Annotated in this window: 16 protein-coding genes; 11 read left to right on the top strand and 5 right to left on the bottom strand. The window is 71.3% G+C overall.

The features are described from left to right. The coding region (locus L2I40_RS06920; RefSeq protein ID WP_237214143.1) for a cytochrome b at positions 1-392 on the top strand (392 nt) is incomplete at its 5' end. Here L2I40_RS06920 and lhpI read toward each other — a convergent pair. After that, positions 393-1,346 (bottom strand): bifunctional Delta(1)-pyrroline-2-carboxylate/Delta(1)-piperideine-2-carboxylate reductase, encoded by a 954-nt coding sequence (gene lhpI, locus L2I40_RS06915; protein WP_237214142.1) that lies wholly within the window; start codon positions 1,344-1,346, stop codon positions 393-395. Between the two features lie 203 nt (positions 1,347-1,549). On the opposite strand from lhpI, the gene L2I40_RS06910 reads away from it, so the two are divergent. The 6 genes from L2I40_RS06910 to L2I40_RS06885 all read left to right on the top strand — a co-directional run bounded on the left by L2I40_RS06910 (position 1,550) and on the right by L2I40_RS06885 (position 8,392). Continuing rightward, complete coding sequence (locus L2I40_RS06910) at positions 1,550-2,605, top strand: amino acid ABC transporter substrate-binding protein (protein WP_237214141.1); 1,056 nt, start codon at positions 1,550-1,552, stop codon at positions 2,603-2,605. Between the two features lie 114 nt (positions 2,606-2,719). Further along, on the top strand, positions 2,720-3,922 hold the full coding sequence (locus L2I40_RS06905) for an amino acid ABC transporter permease (protein ID WP_237214140.1): 1,203 nt from the start codon (positions 2,720-2,722) through the stop codon (positions 3,920-3,922). 1 nt (position 3,923) lies between these two features. Next, positions 3,924-5,075 (top strand): amino acid ABC transporter permease, encoded by a 1,152-nt coding sequence (locus L2I40_RS06900; RefSeq protein WP_237214139.1) that lies wholly within the window; start codon positions 3,924-3,926, stop codon positions 5,073-5,075. A gap of 128 nt (positions 5,076-5,203) precedes the next feature. After that, on the top strand, positions 5,204-5,995 hold the full coding sequence (locus L2I40_RS06895) for an amino acid ABC transporter ATP-binding protein (protein ID WP_456305731.1): 792 nt from the start codon (positions 5,204-5,206) through the stop codon (positions 5,993-5,995). Between the two features lie 84 nt (positions 5,996-6,079). After that, the gene (locus L2I40_RS06890) at positions 6,080-7,954 is read left to right on the top strand and encodes a potassium transporter Kup (RefSeq protein ID WP_237214138.1); all 1,875 of its coding nucleotides are present in this window, start codon (positions 6,080-6,082) and stop codon (positions 7,952-7,954) included. Positions 7,955-7,999: 45 nt separating this feature from the next. Continuing rightward, the gene (locus tag L2I40_RS06885; RefSeq protein ID WP_237214137.1) at positions 8,000-8,392 is read left to right on the top strand and encodes a hypothetical protein; all 393 of its coding nucleotides are present in this window, start codon (positions 8,000-8,002) and stop codon (positions 8,390-8,392) included. Positions 8,393-8,422: 30 nt separating this feature from the next. Here the strand turns inward: L2I40_RS06885 and L2I40_RS06880 are convergent, their stop codons facing one another. The 4 genes from L2I40_RS06880 to L2I40_RS06865 all read right to left on the bottom strand — a co-directional run bounded on the left by L2I40_RS06880 (position 8,423) and on the right by L2I40_RS06865 (position 12,152). Beyond that, the gene (locus tag L2I40_RS06880) at positions 8,423-8,827 is read right to left on the bottom strand and encodes a hypothetical protein (RefSeq protein ID WP_237214136.1); all 405 of its coding nucleotides are present in this window, start codon (positions 8,825-8,827) and stop codon (positions 8,423-8,425) included. A gap of 122 nt (positions 8,828-8,949) precedes the next feature. Beyond that, positions 8,950-9,696 (bottom strand): SDR family NAD(P)-dependent oxidoreductase, encoded by a 747-nt coding sequence (locus tag L2I40_RS06875; RefSeq protein ID WP_237214135.1) that lies wholly within the window; start codon positions 9,694-9,696, stop codon positions 8,950-8,952. A gap of 34 nt (positions 9,697-9,730) precedes the next feature. Continuing rightward, a complete protein-coding gene (locus L2I40_RS06870; protein ID WP_237214134.1) occupies positions 9,731-10,714 on the bottom strand; it encodes a Bug family tripartite tricarboxylate transporter substrate binding protein in 984 nt (327 codons plus the stop codon). Positions 10,715-10,760: 46 nt separating this feature from the next. Further along, a complete protein-coding gene (locus tag L2I40_RS06865; protein WP_237214133.1) occupies positions 10,761-12,152 on the bottom strand; it encodes an amidohydrolase family protein in 1,392 nt (463 codons plus the stop codon). Between the two features lie 143 nt (positions 12,153-12,295). On the opposite strand from L2I40_RS06865, the gene L2I40_RS06860 reads away from it, so the two are divergent. The 4 genes from L2I40_RS06860 to L2I40_RS06845 all read left to right on the top strand — a co-directional run bounded on the left by L2I40_RS06860 (position 12,296) and on the right by L2I40_RS06845 (position 18,073). Continuing rightward, positions 12,296-13,402 carry an alpha/beta fold hydrolase gene (locus tag L2I40_RS06860; protein WP_237214132.1) on the top strand — a complete coding sequence of 369 codons (1,107 nt, stop codon included), beginning with the start codon at positions 12,296-12,298 and terminating at the stop codon, positions 13,400-13,402. 30 nt (positions 13,403-13,432) lie between these two features. Further along, on the top strand, positions 13,433-15,049 hold the full coding sequence (locus L2I40_RS06855; protein ID WP_237214131.1) for a carboxyl transferase domain-containing protein: 1,617 nt from the start codon (positions 13,433-13,435) through the stop codon (positions 15,047-15,049). Next, a complete protein-coding gene (locus L2I40_RS06850) occupies positions 15,046-17,040 on the top strand; it encodes an acetyl-CoA carboxylase biotin carboxylase subunit (protein WP_237214130.1) in 1,995 nt (664 codons plus the stop codon). The genes L2I40_RS06855 and L2I40_RS06850 overlap by 4 nt, the downstream gene beginning before the upstream one ends. A 73-nt stretch (positions 17,041-17,113) precedes the next feature. Further along, positions 17,114-18,073, top strand: a complete 960-nt coding sequence (locus L2I40_RS06845; RefSeq protein WP_237214129.1) for a Bug family tripartite tricarboxylate transporter substrate binding protein — start codon at positions 17,114-17,116, stop codon at positions 18,071-18,073. The last annotated feature ends 235 nt before the right edge of the window (positions 18,074-18,308 follow it).

Genomic DNA, 18,308 nt, shown 5'->3' with positions numbered 1-18,308 from the left:
ATGTCCTGCTCGGGCTCGCGGTGGCGGCGCTGCTGCTGCCGCGCCTCCTGGCCCGCCTGGCGGGCGGGGCGCCCGAGGCGGCCGGCCCGGCCTGGGAGCGTCGGCTGGCTGCGGCGGCGCATCTGCTGCTCTATGCCCTCATGCTCGCGGTGCCGGCGACCGGTCTCGGGCTCGCGATGTCGGGCCGCGCGCCGGTGTCGGTGCTTGGGCTGTTCGAGCTGCCGAACATGCTCGCGCCCCATGGACTGCGCCGTCCGCTGGGCGGCCTGCACGAGGTGCTGTCGAACATCATGCTCGGCGCCATCGCGCTGCACGTCGCCGCGACGCTCTGGCACGCGCTGGTGCGGCGGGATGGCGTGATGCGGCGGATGCTGCCGGGGCGCGCGGCTTAGCTATCCGCCGCAGGCCAGGATCGCCGCGGCGAGGTCCTCGCCGGCCCAGCCGACCGACTTGAAGACGGTGATCTCGTCGCGGCGCGTGCGCCCCGGATGTGCGCCCCGGCAGAGCTCGGCGAGGTCGGCGGCGACATGCGACTCGGCGATGGCGCCCTCGGCGATCGCCTGGACCACGTCGCCCGCCTCGCCGAGGCCGCCGGCGCGGGTGTCCACGACGAGCGTCGCCCGCGCGAGCAGCGCCGAATCGCTCTCCCGCATGGTGGGACGGAAGGCGCCCACGAGGTCGACATGGGTGCCGGGCTCGACGTCCGCGCCACGGATCAGCGGCGCCTCGGCAAGCGTCGCGGCGGAGACGATGTCGAAGCCGCGCGGATCGATGGTCGCGGCCGCGCGCGCCGGCAGCCCGTGCGCCGCGAGGCGCGTGGCGAGCCGCGCCGCGTTGTCACCGTTGCGTGACCAGATCGCGACCTCGGCGATCGGGAACCGGGCGCACCAGGCTTCGGCGAGCGCGGTCGCCACGCGCCCGGCGCCGAGGATCAGCAGCCGACGGCTGTCCGGCCGCGCCAGGAAGCGGCCTGCGAGCGTGCTCGCGGCGGCGGTCCGCCGGTCCGTCAGTTCACCGCCGTCGAGCAGCGCGACAGGCTCGCCGGTGCCGGCGTCCGAAAGCAGGTAGGAGGCCTGCACCGCCGGCAGTCCGCGCGCGCCGTTGCCGGGCAGGACGTGCACGATCTTCACGCCGGTGAAGCGACGGCCGGACCTGCCGGGCGCCTGCCCGGCCGACTGCCACGCGGGCATCAGCAGCAGCATCCCCTCGGGCGCGCCGTCCTGGCGCAGCGGATGCCGGTGGCGGAGCGGCGCCTCGCACCCGTCGCGGAACATCGCGGCCAGCGCGTCCTCCAGCGCGTGCCACGGCAGGGTGCGGCGGAGATCCTCCGGGCCGATCATGCGCATGCGGGTCATCTCCTGCCGTCGTGACCTCGTGTTGCATCGCGCCGGCGTGTTCGTGAAGAGGCTGTCATTTGACGGAAGGCGTATGGCGCCGTGAAAGATGAACAGTCCGGGACGAGTCCGGGGGTTTCGACCCGGCTGTCGCGACGTGACGTACCGCGAGCCATGCCGTGCTGCGCATGCGCTCGCCAAAAGGAGAAGACGAGATGAAGGCCATGCGCCTTTCAGTGACCCGCGCCGTCGGGGGTGCCGCCCTTGCCTTGGCGATGACCGTGCCAGCCCTTGCCCAGGCCCCTGCCGCACCGGCGGCCGGGGGCTCGCCCACCCTCGATGCGATCCGCGCGCGCGGCACGCTGATCTGCGGCGTGAATACCGGGCTTGCCGGCTTCGCGCAGCCCGACAGCCAGGGCGTCTGGCGCGGCTTCGATGTCGATTACTGCCGTGCCGTGGCGCTGGCGCTGTGGAACGACGCGAATCGCGTGCGCTACGTCCCGACCACGGCGCAGAACCGCTTCACCGCGCTGCAGTCCGGCGAGGTCGACATGCTGGCGCGCAACACGACCTGGACGCTGTCGCGCGACACCTCGCTCGGCTTCGACTTCACCGGCATCAATTTCTATGACGGCCAGGGCTTCATGGTGAAGGCCTCGACCGGCGTGCGCACCGCGCGTGAGCTGGAAGGGGCCACGATCTGCGTGCAGCCAGGCACGACGACCGAGCAGAACCTGACCGACTGGGCCCGGTCCAATCGCATCCGCTTCACCCCGGTGGTGATCGAGCGGCTGGAGGAGGTCGTGCAGGCCTATGTCGCCGGGCGCTGCGACGCCTACACGACCGACGTCTCGGGCCTCGCCGCGACGCGCTCGGCCCAGCCCAATCCGCGCGAGCACAGCATCCTGCCCGACGTGATCTCCAAGGAGCCGCTCGGGCCGCTGATCCGCCATGGCGACCAGCGCTTCGCCGACCTGCTGCGCTGGATCCATTTCGGCCTGATCGGCGCCGAGGAACTCGGCATCACCGCCGCGAACGTCCAGCAGCGCGCCTCCGACGCGAACCCGGAGGTCCAGCGCATGCTCGGCCGCACCGGCGACCTCGGTCGGATGCTTGGCGTGGACAATGCCTGGATGGTGAACATCATCCGTGGCGTCGGAAACTACGGCGAGATCTTCGCCCGCAACCTCGAGCCGATCGGCATCCAGCGCGGTCCGAACGCGTTGTGGACCACTCCGGGCGGGCTGCAATACGCCCCGCCCTTCCGCTGATCGGCAGGCGCGCGGGCGTCTGCCCGCGCGCGAGACTCCCGCGGCCCTGGCCGCGGGTCCCCGGCCCCGGCCGCGTCCCGTGCGCGGCCGGTGCGCCGAGACAGGAACGACCGCATGTCCGCCACGACCGACCCGCGCCTCGCCTCCTCCGGGCCGCCGAGGCGCCCGCTACGCCTCTCCTGGGGCGACGAGCGCGTGCGTGGCATCGTCTGGCAGGTGCTCGTCGTCGGCCTCATCGGCACGATCATCTGGTGGCTCTGGCAGAACACCGTCCACAACCTCGAGGTCCGTCGGATCGCCACCGGCTTCGGCTTCCTGAGCCGGGAGGCCGGGCTGCCGATCGGCGAGAGCCTGATCGACTACGAGCCGACCGACACCTATCTGCGCGCGCTGACCGTCGGCGTGCTGAACACGCTGAAGGTCGCGGTGATCGGCGTCGTGCTGGCCACCATCCTCGGCACGCTGATCGGAATCGCGCGGCTGTCGAACAACTGGCTGCTGTCGAAGCTCGCCGGCGTCTACATCGAGGTGATCCGCGACCTGCCGCTGCTGCTGCAGCTGCTGTTCTGGTACACGATCCTGCAGGGCCTGCCCGGGCCGCGCCAGGCGCTGAACCCGGTGCCGAACGTCTTCCTCTCGAACCGCGGCATGAAGCTGCCCTGGATCGAGTGGACCTCGGCGCACTGGCTCGCGCTGGCCGCGATGGTCGTCGGCGTCGCGGTGACCTGGCTCTACGCGCGCGTCATGCGCCAGCGCCAGTACCAGGACGGCCAGCCGCGCAGGATCTGGCCCGTCGGGGTGGCGCTGATCCTCGGCCTGCCGCTTGCGGTCTGGGCGGCGCTCGGCGCGCCCTTCACCCCCGACCTCCCCGCGCTGCGCGGCTTCAACTTCCGCGGCGGCATCACCGTCAGCCCCGAATTCTTCGCCCTGCTGATCGGCCTCGTCACCTACACCGCGGGCTTCATCGCCGAGATCGTGCGCGCCGGCATCCAGTCCGTGCAGCACGGGCAGTGGGAAGCCGCGCAGGCGATCGGCCTGAAGCGCGGCGAGATCCTGCGCAAGATCGTGCTGCCGCAGGCGCTGCGCGTGATCGTCCCGCCGATGACCTCGCAATACCTGAACCTGACGAAGAACAGCAGCCTCGCGGTCGCGATCGGCTACCAGGACATCGTCAGCATCGCCAACACGACGCTGAACCAGACGGGCCAGGCGATCGAGGGCATCGCGATTATCATGCTCGTCTACCTGACCATCAGCCTGAGCATCAGCCTCTTCATGAACTGGTACAACGCGCGCATCGCGCTGGTGGAGCGCTGACATGAGCGACGTCACGCTGAACACCGCCGTCGCCGGCGTCCCGCACGACGCCTCCGCGCCGCGCTCTGCGCCGATCCGCCAGACGGGCGCCATCGCCTGGGTGCGCCAGAACCTGTTCGCCACTTGGCTGTCCACCGCGGTCACGCTGCTGCTGGCCTATCTGATCCTGCGCTGGACGGTCGGCTTCATCGAATGGGCCTTCCTCAACGCGATCTGGGAGGTGCCCGTCGTCAACGGCCAGGCGCAGACCCAGGCCTGCCGCGAGATGCGCGGCACCGGCGCCTGCTGGGCGGTGATCAACGAGAAGCACCGCTTCATCCTGTTCGGCACCTACCCCTTCGAGCAGCACTGGCGGCCGGCGCTGGTCTGCGTGCTGTTCGTCGCGCTCTACATCGTCTCCGCGATGCGGCGCTTCTGGAACTGGACGCTGGTGCCGATCTGGATCGTCACGCTGACGGTCATCGGGATCCTGATGTGGGGCGGGATCCTCGGCCTGCCCTACGTCCCGCAGGAACGCTGGGGCGGGCTGCCGATCACGCTGATCCTCTCGACCTTCGGCCTCGCCCTCGCTTTCCCGCTGGCGATCCTCGTCGCGCTCGGGCGGCGGTCGAAGCTGCCGGCCATCAAGATCCTCTGCGTGCTCTATGTCGAGCTGATCCGCGGCGTGCCGCTGATCTCGCTGCTCTTCATGGCGAGCGTGATGTTCCCGCTCTTCCTCCCGGAGGGGATGAACATCGACAAGCTGCTCCGCGCGCAGGTCGCCATCACGCTCTTCGCCGGCGCCTACCTGGCGGAGGTGGTCCGCGGCGGCCTGCAGGCGCTGCCGCGCGGCCAGTACGAGGCGGCGGAGGCGCTCGGGCTCAGCTACTGGCAGAAGACCGGCCTCATCATCCTGCCGCAGGCGCTGCGGCTGGTGATCCCGCCGCTGGTCAACACCTTCATCGGCTTCTTCAAGGACACCTCGCTCGTCCTGATCATCGGGATCTTCGACCTGCTGACCGCCGGCAAGACGGCCATCGTCGAGCCGGCCTGGCAGGGCTTCGGCGTGGAGGTCTATGTCACGGTCGGCGTCATCTACCTGGTCTTCTGCTTCGCCATGTCGAAGTACAGCCAGGGGCTGGAACGCGACCTGAACCAGCACCGGAGGCGGTGACGATGCGCCCGAGGCGGGGTCCGCACGGCGGCCCGGCCGGATGGCCCGGCGCTTGCTTTCCCCGCCGGGACACCGCATCTGTGGCCGCAACGGACGGCCCAAGGCCGGGAGACAGGGGGTTCTGATCGATGGGTGAGACGGTCCTGGAGGCACCGGTTGCCTCCGCCATGCGCACCGACGCCCCGCCGGCCATCGTGCTGGAGGGCGTGAACAAGTGGTTTGGCGCGCTGCACGTCCTGCGCGACATCAACCTGCAGGTGGCGGCCGGCGAGCGCGTGGTGGTCTGCGGCCCCTCGGGTTCGGGCAAGTCCACCATGATCCGCTGCATCAACCGGCTCGAGCAGCACCAGGAAGGCAAGATCGTCGTGGACGGCATCGAGCTGACCGACGACCTGCGCAGCCTCGACGCCATCCGCCGCGAGGTCGGCATGGTGTTCCAGAGCTTCAACCTCTTCCCGCACCTGACGGTGCTGGAGAACTGCACCCTCGCGCCCATCTGGGTCCGCCGCATGCCGAAGAAGGAGGCGGAGGAGCTGGCGATGGAATACCTGACCCGGGTGCGCATCCCGGAGCAGGCGAAGAAGTATCCCGGCCAGCTCTCGGGCGGCCAGCAGCAGCGCGTGGCGATCGCGCGCGCGCTCTGCATGAAGCCCAAGATCATGCTGTTCGACGAGCCGACCTCCGCCCTCGACCCGGAGATGATCAAGGAGGTGCTGGACACCATGGTGATGCTGGCCTCCACCGGCATGACCATGATCTGCGTGACGCACGAGATGGGCTTCGCCCGCCAGGTCGCCGACCGCGTCGTGTTCATGGACCGCGGCGAGATCGTCGAGAGCGGCGAGCCGGAGGCGATCTTCAGCAATCCGCAGACCGACCGCCTGAAGCTGTTCCTGTCGCAGATCCTGCGGGGGCACTGACGGGCGCGACCGCCGCGGGGCGCCGCTTGCGCGCCGGCCCGTGGCGGTCCTAAGCGTTACGCGTTCCGCATCCGGAGCGCCACGTTGAGTCATCCTTCCGCCGCCGAGCGGCCCCTGACCAAGGCCGGCCTGATCGGGGTCCTCGGTGTCGTCTACGGCGATATCGGGACGAGCCCGCTCTACGCGCTGCGCGAATCCCTCGCACATTTCGCCGACGACGGGATCGAGCGCTGGGAGATCCTCGGGCTGCTCAGCCTGATCTTCTGGTCACTCATCCTCACGGTGACGATCAAATACGTCACCTTCGTGCTGCGCGCCGACAACAAGGGCGAAGGCGGCATCCTGGCGCTGATGGCGCTCGCCCAGCGCCATGCCCACACCGAGCGCGGCAAATGGATCGTCGCGCTGGTCGGCATCACCGGCGCGGCGCTGTTCTTCGGCGACGGCATCATCACCCCGGCGATCTCCGTGCTATCGGCCGTCGAGGGGCTGAAGGTGATCTCGCCCGCATTTGAGGAGGCGGTGATCCCGATCGCGCTCGGGATCCTGCTCGCGCTGTTCCTGGTGCAGTGGAAGGGCACCAGCAGCATGGGCCTGGTGTTCGGGCCGATCTGCGCGGTCTGGTTCGGCGTGCTCGGCCTGCTCGGCCTGATCGAGGTGGTGCAGCAGCCGGGCGTGCTGGTGGCCCTGTCGCCGCACTACGCGGTCGCCTTCTGCGCCCACTACAAGCTCGCCGCCTTCGTCGCCTTCGGCGCCGTCGTGCTGGCGGTCACGGGCGCGGAGGCGCTCTACGCCGACATGGGGCATTTCGGCCGCAAGCCGATCCGCGTCGCCTGGCTCGGCCTCGTGCTGCCGGCGCTCGCGCTCAACTATTTCGGCCAGGGCGCCCTGATCCTGACCCAGCCGGAGGCGGTCGAGAACCCGTTCTTCCTGCTCGCGCCCGAATGGTTCCGCCTGCCGCTCGTGGTGCTGGCGACCGCGGCCACCATCATCGCGAGTCAGGCGATGATTTCCGGCGCCTACTCGATCGCGCGGCAATGCGTGCAGCTCGGCTTCCTGCCGCGGCTGCAGGTGGTCCACACCAGCGAGACGGAGCAGGGCCAGATCTACATGCCGCAGGTCAACATGATGCTGCTGATCGGCGTCGTGATCCTGGTGCTGGAGTTCAAGGACAGCTCCTCGCTGGCGGCCGCCTACGGGCTGGCGGTGACTGGCACCTTCCTCTGCACCTCCTGCCTCGCGATCCTGGTCTTCCGTCGCGCCTTCCACTGGCCGTGGCTCGCGGTCGCCGTGGTGTTCGGGCCGCTCTGGCTGCTGGACGCCGCCTTCTTCGTCTCGACCGCGCTCAAGATCCCGCAGGGCGGGTACGTGCCGCTCGTGCTCGGCATCGTGCTGTTCTTCCTGATGCTGACCTGGAAGCAGGGGCGCGACCTGCTCTTCGCGCGCTTCCGCCAGGACAGCCTGCCGCTGAAGTCCTTCATCGCGCGCCTGCCGCAGAGCCGCACCGTGCGCGTCCCCGGGATCGCCGTCTTCATGACCGGACAGGCGGATTTCGTGCCGGGCGCGCTCCTGCACAACCTGAAGCACAACAAGGTGCTGCACGAGCGGGTGCTGTTCGTGACGGTGATCAACGAGGACGTGCCGCGCGCCGAGGAGCGGCGCGAGGTGCAGGAGCTGGCGCCGAGCATCCACCGCGTCATCCTGCGCTACGGCTTCCAGGAGAGCCCGAACATCCCGAAGGAGCTCGAATCGCTGCGGGAGATCGGCATCCCCTTCGAGGCGATGCAGGCGAGCTACTTCCTGGGCCGAGAGACCGTGGTGGCGGCGGCCGTGCCGAAGATGTCGCGCTGGCGGCAGTGGCTCTTCACCCTGCTGAGCCGCAATGCCATCTCCGCGACGGAGTTCTTCCGCATCCCCTCCGACCGCGTGGTCGAGCTGGGCGTGCGGGTGGCCATCTGAACCCCGGGCCGCGCCGCGGCGTTCGCCGGGATGTGCGATGGAGGGATGACGCGCGTGACAGCCGCGGGGCTGGTGACGGTGACGATGGTGCGGGCCTGGGATCCCGCCGGCCCGGAACAGGCCGGCCGGATCGAGTTCGCCATCGTGCTCGACCCCCAGGGGCACCCGGACGTGCAGGCCTGGCTCGACGACCCTGCAGTCTGGCCGGCGCGACGCGTCGAGGGCGCGGGCACCTCGCAGCCCGGCGACGTCGCGCATGACGAGGATGGCTGGCAGCTACGCTTCTTCCCGGGCGACGGACCCGATCCCGACATGCCGGTCCATCGGCTCTGCCACATCGAGGGCGGCCTGCGGCCGGGCGAGGTCCTGACGCTGCGCGATCCCGACGGGCGCGACGAGTCCTGGCGCGTGGTCGGCGTCACCCCGCGGGACGGTTGAGGCCGGCGTCGACGCCGCCGGCCCGGAGCGTCACTCCGCCGGCACGGCCCGCAGGCGCCGCGGCGCGCCTGCGAAGGTCAGCCGCAGCAGCCGGCCGAGGAAGAGCACCGCGCCGGCGAACCACACGATGGCCGCGCCGATCGCCAGGCCCGGCTGCTCATGCATGATCGCGACGTAGATGCCCGCCGGGAACACGGCGGCCGAGCCTGCCGACAGCACGAACTGCAGGAGGGCGAGCCGTCCCTGCGCCAGCTCCGGCCAGCTGCGCAGCGTGAGCCCCATGAGCGCCAGCGAGGTCCAGCCGAGCAGGTTGAGATGGGCGTGCACGGGCGCGAGCTGGAAATCGTGCGCGATACCCATGACGATGCCGAGCGCGACGCCGCAGACGAGACAGGCTGCGGCGGCGGCGACGAACAGGAGCGGCAGGCGCGACATGACGGATCCTCCGGATCTGGACGGGCCCGTCTGTCGCCCAGCCGGGTTTCATCCCGATGCCGCGGAGGGCGGTTTCGCGTTCCGTCCGTGACGCGCCGAACGACACGGACGAAACAACACCGTCACGAGAGCAGCTGCCCGCCATCCACCACGATGGTCTGGCCCGTCACCCAGCGGGCCGCCGGGCTGGACAGGAACATCACGACCTCTGCCACCTCCTCCGGCGTGCCGAGCCGGCCGAAGGGAATGGAGGCGAGGATGCGGTTGTAGAGCGTGGGGTCGCTGGTGCGCCGCTGTTCCCAGCTGCCGCCCGGGAACTCGATGGAGCCCGGCGCGACGGCGTTCACCCGCACGCCGTCCGCGGCGAAGGCCGCTGCCTGGCTCTGCGTGTAGTTCACCAGCAGCGCCTTCACTGCCGCATAGGCCGGCGTGCGGAGCGAGGGACGGAAGCCCGAGATCGAGGTGACGTTGACGATCGAGCCCTTCGCCGCGCGCAGATGCGGCGCCGCGGCACGGCTCGCGCGCACCGTCGCCATGACGTCGACGCCGAGGCCCTTCGCCCAATCCTCCTCGGTGTCTCTCGCGCCGAAGCCGCTGGCGTTGTTGACCAGGACGTCCACGCCGCCGAGTGCGGTCGCCGCGTCCTCCACCCAGGAGGCGACGGCCGCTGCCTCCGCCAGGTCGGTCGCCCGCGCATGTGCGGGCACGCCGCAAGCCGCGATCTCCGCCCGCGTCGCCTCCAGCGCCTCGGCCCCGCGCGCGCAGATCGACACCGCGGCGCCAGCCCGCGCGAAGCCGAGCGCGACGGCCCGCCCGATGCCCTTGCTGCCGCCCGCCACCAGCACGCGCCTGCCCGCGAAGCCTGCCATGTCGTGTCCTCCTCGTCCCGGACCCTGCTGCTCGCTATTCGATTCGCGCGCCCGACACCTGAACCAGCCGCTGCCAGCGCGGCGTCTCGTCGCGGATCAACTGCGCCGCGGCGCCCGGGCTCGCGCTGGTGACCGCATCGTAGCCGAGCGGGCGCAGCGCATCGCGGAAGGACGTCGTCGCCCCAAGCTGCGCGATCGCCGCATGCAACCGTGCGATCTCGGCCTCCGGCGTGCCGGCCGGCACCATGATCGCGTTCCACGACCGCACGTCGAAGCCACTGAGCGCCGGCGTCTCCGCGAAGGCGGGCACGTCCGGCAGCAGCCCGAGCCGCGTGCCGGAGGAGGTGCCGAGCAGCCGCACGCGCCCCGCCGCGGCGTGCGGCATGAGGGAGGCTGGCAGGTCGGCCGAGCCCTCGATCGTGCCGGCGATCAGGTCCGTCGCCTGCTGCGCGCCGCCGCGATAGGGCACCAGCGTCATGTCCACCCGCGCCTGGGCGACGACCGCCGACATCACCAGGTGGGTGACGGTGGCCACGCCCGAATGGGCGACGCGGAACGCGCCGGGATTGGCGCGTGCCCAGTCGAGCAGCGCGCCCATGCCGGTCCAGCCGCGGCTCTCCGCCAGCTGCGCGCCGACGGCGAGCAACACGGCGCTGTCGGTGATCTGCGTCACCGCGCGCAGGTCGCGTGCGACGTCGAAGGGCATGGTCTGCTGCAGGAACGGCGCGGCGCAGAGCGTCGCGGCGCCGATGATGCCGATGGTGGTGCCGTCGGGTGCCGCCTTGGCGACCGCGTCCGCGCCGATCAGCCCACCGCCACCGCTGCGGTTGTCCACCACCACCTGCTGCTGGTCGAGCAGCGCGGGCAGGCGGTCCGCCATGACCCGCGCCAGGCTGTCCACCGCGCCGCCGGCCGGGAAGGGGACGACGATGCGCAGCGGCCGGCGTGGCTGCGCGCGCGCGACGGCGGGCAGGGCGAGGGCGGCGAGCAGCAATGGACGGCGGGGCAGGCGGGTCATGCGGTTTCTCCCGGTTCGGTGCGGGACGAGCCTACGGAATGCGCGCTCATCCCGACAACGGAAAGGCGGCACGCGCCGCGATGGAGGGCGGGATCGCGCCGCAGCGCGCCGCCTCCTGCCAGACGCGCGCGATGGCCGCCCGCCCACGGCGCGTCACCGCTGCCGCATCCGCGCTCAGCACCGTTCCGTCGCGCAGCAGGACGCGGCCTTCCACCATGGCCAGCATGAGGTCCGCGGCGCTGCCGTTCGTGATCAGCGCCTTCAGCGGGTCCCAGACCGGCTGGTAGCGCGAGGAGGAGAGGTCGAACATGACGAGATCCGCGCGCTGTCCCGGCGCGATCAGCCCGAGGTCGTCGCGTCCGAGTGCGAGCGCGGCGTCGCGCGTCGCAGCGCGCAGGATGCGCGGCGCCGTCAGGCCATGCGGCGTGCCGGACTGCACCTTGGCGAAGATCGAGGCGGTGCGGATCTCCTGCAGCATGTCGAGCGTCACGCCATCCGTGCCGATGCCGAGGCGCAGACCCGACGCCTCGATCCGCGCCAGCGGCACGAAGCGGCCCGAGCGCGCGAAGGCAAGCGGGCAGGAGGCGAGTGCCGCGCCTTCCGCCGCGATGGTCGCGAACTCCTCGTCCGTCGCGAACATCCCATGCGCCAGCACGACGCCCGGACGCAGCAGGCCGAGGTCGCGCAGGTGATCGATCGAGCCCTTGCCGTGCAATTCCTTCACCCGCGCGATCTCGATGAGGTTCTGCGCGGCGTGGATCGAGACCACCGTCTGCCGCTCCCGCGCCGCCGCGTCGATGCGGCGCAGCAGCTCCGGCGTGTTGGAATCCGGACCGTGCGGGCCGAAGCCCACGCGCGTGACACCCTTCGGCCCTTCGTCGAAGCGGTCGAAGAGCGCGAGCGTCGCCTCGAAGCCGGTCTCGGCGGTTGGCGTGTAGGTCGGCTTGCCCTCCTGCGTCATGCCGACGGTCTCGGAGAAGGTGTAGGGGCAGGTCCAGCTCCGCAGGCCGAGGCGCTTCGCCCGCTCGATGAAGGGCCATTGCGCGACGCGATGGACGTCGAGCACGCCGGTCATGCCGCTGCGCAGCCCCTCGAGCAGCGCCATCTCCGCCGCGTCGCCGATCTCCTCCTCCGTCATGACGGAGGCCGCGACGCCGCCAAGCGGCATCAGCAGCGAGAAGACGATGTGGCCCGGGATGTCGCCGGGCGCGATGTCGTCGGCCAGGCCTCGGAACAGCGGCGCGGAGAGCGCGTGGTTGTGCAGGTTGATGAAGCCCGGCAGCAGCAGCGCATCCGGCGCGGCGATACGCCTCGCATCGAGCGTCGGGCGCTCCCGCACCACATCGGCGACGATGCCGTCGCGCACGATCACGTGGACACCGCTGCGCAGGCCGTTCTCGGCGTCCCAGGCCCAGCCCGGCTCGATGACGAAGGTCATGCCGCCGTCCCCGCGGTGCCTGGCCGCAGGGGAGGCGCATCGGCCGCGTTGCCGCCGTCGAGGGTGCGCACTTGGCACACGGGCCTTGCTCCTCCGCTCCGGGGGCGCGACTCTGTCCCCGCGCAGGGCGGATGGGAAGTGGCATGGACAGGCTGAACGGGCTTCCCGACGGCATCCGCGCGCGAATCGTCCCGGGCGTGAACGGCCTCGACATGCATGTGCTCGAGGCGGGCGAGCCGGGCCGGCCCGTGCTGCTGCTGCTGCACGGCTTCCCCGAACTCGCCTATTCCTGGCGAAGGGTCATGCCGGCGCTGGCCGCCGCCGGGTTTCATGTCGTCGCGCCCGACCAGCGTGGCTATGGGCGCACCACGGGATGGGACGCCGCCTACGACACGGACCTCGCGCCGTTCCGCATGCCGGGGCTGGTGCGCGACCAGCTTGCCCTGCTGCATGCGCTGGGCATCGCGCACGTGCAGGCTGTCATCGGCCACGACTTCGGCTCGCCCGTCGCCGCCTGCTGCGCGCTCATCCGGCCCGACATCTTCCGCCGCGTCGTGATGATGAGCTCGCCCTTCGCCGGCCCGCCGGGTTGGGCCCCGGTGCCGCGCGACACGGTGCATGAGGAGCTCGCCGCGCTCGACCCGCCGCGGAAGCACTACCAGTGGTACTACTCGACGCCGGCGGCCGATGCCGAGATGCGGGATCCGCCGCAGGGCCTGCACGCCTTCCTGCGCGCCTACTACCACCACAAGAGCGCCGACTGGCCGGGCAACACGCCCTTCGAGCTGACGGCGTGGACGGCCGCGGAGCTCGCGAAGCTGCCGACCTACTATGTCATGCGGGCCGGCGAGACCATGCCGCAGACCGTGGCACCGCACATGCCGACGCCCGCGCAGGTCGCGGCCTGCCGCTGGCTGCCGGAGGACGAGCTTGCCGTCTACGCGGCCGAGTATGCGCGCACCGGCTTCCAGGGTGGGCTCCACTGGTATCGCTGCCAGACCGGCGGCGGGAACGCACAGGAGCTGCGCCTCTTCAGCGGGCGGCGGATCGAGGTGCCCAGCCTCTTCCTCGCCGGCGCCGCCGACTGGGGCATCCATCAGTTTCCCGGCGCGCTGCGCCGCATGCGCACCGAGGCCTGCGCCGACATGCGCGGCGTCCACCTGATCCCGGGCGCCGGGCACTGGGTGCAGCAGGAGCAGCCCGAGCCCGTGATCGCCGCCCTGCTGGATTTCTGCCGCGGAACGGGCTGAGGTAGTACGCGACAGGGAGAAACGCCACGCATGGCCGTGATCGCCAGCACCGCCGATCCGCGCTCCGACGCCTTCAAGGCGAATGCGGCCGCCATGGACGCGCTGGTGGCCGGGCTGCGCGCGACGGTCGAGCGCATCCGCGAAGGCGGCGGGGAAGCCGCGCGGCGGCGGCACCTCGACAGAGGAAAACTGCTGCCGCGGGAGCGCATCCGCGCGCTGCTCGATCCCGCCTCGCCCTTCCTCGAATTCTCCCAGCTCGCCGCGCAGGGCATGTATGGGGAGGAAATCCCGGCCGCCGGGATCATCACCGGCATCGGCCGTGTGAGCGGGCGCGAATGCGTCATCGTCGCCAACGACGCGACGGTCAAGGGCGGCACCTACTACCCCATGACGGTGAAGAAGCACCTGCGCGCGCAGGAGATCGCGGAGCAGAACCGGCTGCCCTGCATCTACCTGGTGGACAGCGGGGGGGCGAACCTGCCGAACCAGGACGAGGTCTTCCCCGACCGCGACCATTTCGGCCGCATCTTCTTCAACCAGGCGCGGATGTCGGCGCAGGGCATCCCGCAGGTCGCCGTCGTGATGGGCAGCTGCACCGCGGGCGGCGCCTATGTGCCCGCCATGTCGGACCAGGCGATCATCGTCCGCAACCAGGGCACGATCTTCCTCGGCGGCCCGCCGCTGGTGAAGGCCGCGACCGGGGAGGTGGTGACGGCGGAGGAGCTTGGCGGCGGCGACCTGCACAGCCGGACGTCGGGCGTGACGGACCACCTAGCGGAGAGCGACGCGCATGCGCTCGGCCTCGCGCGGCGGATCGTCGGCGGGCTGAACCGCGCCAAGCCCACGGGCCATGACGATCCGGCGCCGCCGCGCGCGCCGCTCCATGACGGGCTGAACGGCGTCGTGCCGGCCGACATCCGCGAGCCCTATGACGTGCGCGAGGTGATCGCCCGCATCGTCGACGGCAGCGAGTTCGACGAGTTCAAGCCGCTCTACGGTCCGACGCTCGTCACCGGCTTCGCGCGGATCTGGGGCTATCGCGTCGGCATCGTCGCCAACAACGGCGTGCTGTTTTCCGAGTCCGCGCAGAAGGGTGCGCATTTCATCGAGCTCTGCGACCAGCGCGGAATCCCGCTCGTGTTCCTGCAGAACATCACCGGCTTCATGGTCGGGCGGAAATACGAGGCGGGCGGCATCGCCAAGGATGGCGCCAAGATGGTGACGGCCGTCGCCACCGCACGCGTGCCGAAGTTCACGGTGATCATCGGCGGCAGCTTCGGGGCCGGAAACTACGGCATGTGCGGCCGCGCCTATTCGCCGCGCTTCCTCTTCATGTGGCCGAATGCGCGGATTTCCGTCATGGGCGGGACGCAGGCGGCGAGCGTCCTGGCCCAGATCCGTCGCGACGGCATCGAGGCGAAGGGCGGCGCCTGGCCAGCGGAGGAGGAGGCGAGGTTCAAGGCGCCGATCGAGGCGCAGTACGAGGCGCAGGGCAATCCGACCTATGCCAGTGCGCGGATCTGGGACGACGGCGTGATCGCGCCGGAGGACACACGGATGACGCTGGCGCTGTGCCTGTCGGCGGCGCGGAACAACCCGGTCGGGGGCTGGGCCGGCGGGCCGCGCTTCGGGGTGTTCCGCACGTGAGCTTCTCCAGCCTGCTCATCGCGAACCGCGGCGAGATCGCGTGCCGCGTCATCCGCACGGCACGCCGGATGGGCCTGCGTACCGTCGCGGTGTTCTCCGACGCGGATGCGAACGCGATGCATGTCGCGATGGCCGACGCGGCGATCCGCATCGGCCCCGCCCCGGCGCGCGACAGCTACCTGAGCATCCCCGCGATCCTCGACGCCGCGCGGGCCACAGGTGCCGAGGCCATCCACCCGGGCTACGGCTTCCTGTCGGAGAATGCCGACTTCGCCGAGGCCTGCGCGGCCGCGGGCCTCGTCTTCGTCGGCCCGCCGCCCTCGGCGATCCGCGCCATGGGCAGCAAGGCGGCGGCCAAGGCGCTGATGGAGAAGGCCGGCGTGCCGCTCGTGCCCGGCTACCATGGCGAGGACCAGTCGGATGCCACGCTCCGCGCGGCCGCGTCCCGCATCGGCTTTCCCATCCTGGTCAAGGCGAGCGCGGGCGGCGGCGGCAAGGGCATGAAGATCGCCCGTGACGCGGCGGAGCTTGAGGAGGCGATCGCGCTGGCCCGCGGCGAGGCTGCGAGCGCCTTCGGCGACGACCGCCTGCTGCTCGAGCGCTACCTGACCAAGCCGCGCCACATCGAGATCCAGGTCTTCGCCGATACACAGGGCAACGTCGTCTCGCTGTTCGAGCGCGACTGCTCCATCCAGCGCCGCCACCAGAAGGTGGTGGAGGAAGCGCCTGCCCCCGGCATGACGCCGGAACGCCGTGCCGCCATGGGCAAGGCCGCCTGCGACGCCGCGCGCGCCATCGGCTATGTCGGCGCCGGCACCGTCGAGTTCATCGTTGATGCGGGCTCTCTGCCCGACGCGGAAGGCAACACCTTCGCCTTCATGGAGATGAACACGCGGCTCCAGGTCGAGCATCCCGTGACGGAAGCCATCACCGGCCTCGACCTCGTGGAATGGCAGTTGCGCGTCGCCGCCGGCGAGCCCCTGCCGCTCGCGCAGGACGTGCTACGCATCGCGGGCCATGCGATCGAGGTCCGACTCTATGCCGAGGACCCCTCGCGCGACTTTTCCCCGAGCGTCGGAACCCTGAAGCACCTGGCGTTGCCCGCTGGCGCGGGCATCCGCGTGGATGCCGGCGTGCGGCCCTGCGACACGATCCCGATCCACTACGACCCGATGATCGCGAAGCTCATCGCGCATGGCGCCGATCGCGAGGAGGCGCGGCGCCGGCTGCTGCGCGCGCTGCACGCGACGGAGGTCGCGGGCGTGCGCACCAACCTGCCCCTGCTGCGCGCGATCGTCGCGCATCCGGCCTTCGCCGCCGCGGATCTCGACACGGGTTTCATCGCGCATCGTCCCGAGGTGCTGGTGCCTGCCGGGGCTGCACCGCGCGCCGCGCTCGCCGCCGCCACGCTGCGGCTGTTGCGCGACGAGCCGGTGACCGACCCCGCCGACCCGCATTCGCCCTGGGGCCTCGCCAATGCCTGGCGGCTGAACGGCGAGGGCTGGCAGGACCTCACGCTGCTGGATGGCGAGCAGGCACATGTCATCCGCGCGCATCTCGGCGGGGCCACCATGCTCGCCCTGCCGGACGGCCCCGCGCGCGTCGAGACGGCGCGCTGGGCAGGCGACACGCTGACACTCACGCTGGACGGCGTCGCGCATCGCGCCGTGGTCCTGCGCGAAGGCGACGCCATCTCCGTCATCCTCGACGGCGCGACGCATGAGTTGCGCCACCGCGACCCGCGCGCCCCCTCCGGGCAGGCGGACAGCACCGGCGGTCGCGTCGTCGCGCCGATGCCGGGCCGCGTGCTGCAGGTGCTTGTCGCGCCAGGTGACCGCGTGGAGCGCGGCGCCGTGCTGCTGGTGATCGAGGCGATGAAGGTGCAGATGCGCATCACCGCGCCGACCGATGGCGCGGTGGTCGCGATCCGGTGCGCCGCGGGCGACCTGGTCGAGGACGGCGCCGAGCTGGTGACCCTGGAGACGGCTTGACCCGGATCGGCGCGTCTCGGCAGGGTGCTTCGACACGACATCCGGCGCCAAGCCGGAGCGGGAGGAAACGAGCATGATCCGCTTCACGCGTCGCGGCGCGCTGTCCCTCGGCTTTGCTGCGCTGGCCGCGCCGGCGCTGGCACAGCAGCGCCAGGTCCGCTTCGTCGTGCCCTACCCGCCCGGCGGCACGACCGACCTCACAGGCCGCATCCTCTCGCCGCGCGCGGGCGAGACACTCGGCCAGACCTGGGTGGTGGAGAACCGCTCCGGCGCGAATGGCGCGGTGGGCGCCGAGGCGGTGGCGCGGAGCGCGCCGGACGGCACGACGCTGCTCTACTCGAACGAGGTGCTGACCGTGCTGCCCTTCGTGCAGCGCAACGTGCCCTTCGACCTGCAGACCGACCTCACGCCCATCGCTCGCACCGTCTCGATCCCCTACGTCATGATCGGTGGGGCACAGCTGACGCAGCAGAACCTCGCGCAGCTGCTGGACGCGATCCGTCGCGAGCCCACGCGCTTCTCCTTCGCCGGCTCTTCGCTCGGTTCGGTCGGGCAGCTCGCCACCGCGGCGCTCTGGCAGAAGCTCGGCGTGGAGACGACCTTCGTTTCCTATCGCGGCACCGGGCCGGCCATGAACGACCTGGTCTCCGGTGCGGTCAGCCTGTTCATCGCGCCGCTCGGACCGGCGCTGCCGCTGGTCCGTGACGGGCGCGTGCGCGCCTACGCCGTCACCTCCGCGCGCCGCGAAGCCGTGCTGCCCGAGGTGCCGACGCTGGTGGAGGCCGGCTTCGCGGAGCTGGTCTATGAGGGGTGGTGCGGGTTGTGGGGACCGCGCGGCCTGCCGGCCGACCAGGTCGCGCGGATCAACGCGGCGATGAACGCCAGCGCGAACGAGCCGGCGAATGCGCAGCGCATGGCCGCCGTGGGTCTCACGCCGCTGAACGAGACGTCGCAGGCCTTCGCAGAACTGATCGCCGCCGAGATCCCGCGCAACCGCGCCCTGGTCGCGGCGGCGCGGATCCAGCCGGAGTAGCAACGGAGCACGTTCCGATCGGCTGGAATCAGCCGGTCGGGAGGGCGTGCTCCAGAGAACGAAGTTTCTGGAGCAGTTGATGCCCGCCCGGCGGAACCGCGCAGCGGTTCCACCCGATCGGGCGCTGCTCTAGCCGCGCCCGCCGCGCGGCGGCGCGGCGCCTGCCGGGCGGCCTGCATCGAAGCCGAGGAAGCCGACCTGCGGCTGCGGCGCGCCACCGTCATTCGCCCAGAGA

Source organism: Falsiroseomonas oryziterrae, from assembly GCF_021864505.1.
GTDB lineage: Bacteria > Pseudomonadota > Alphaproteobacteria > Acetobacterales > Acetobacteraceae > Falsiroseomonas > Falsiroseomonas oryziterrae.
This window is presented reverse-complemented; position numbering and strand designations above follow the sequence as displayed.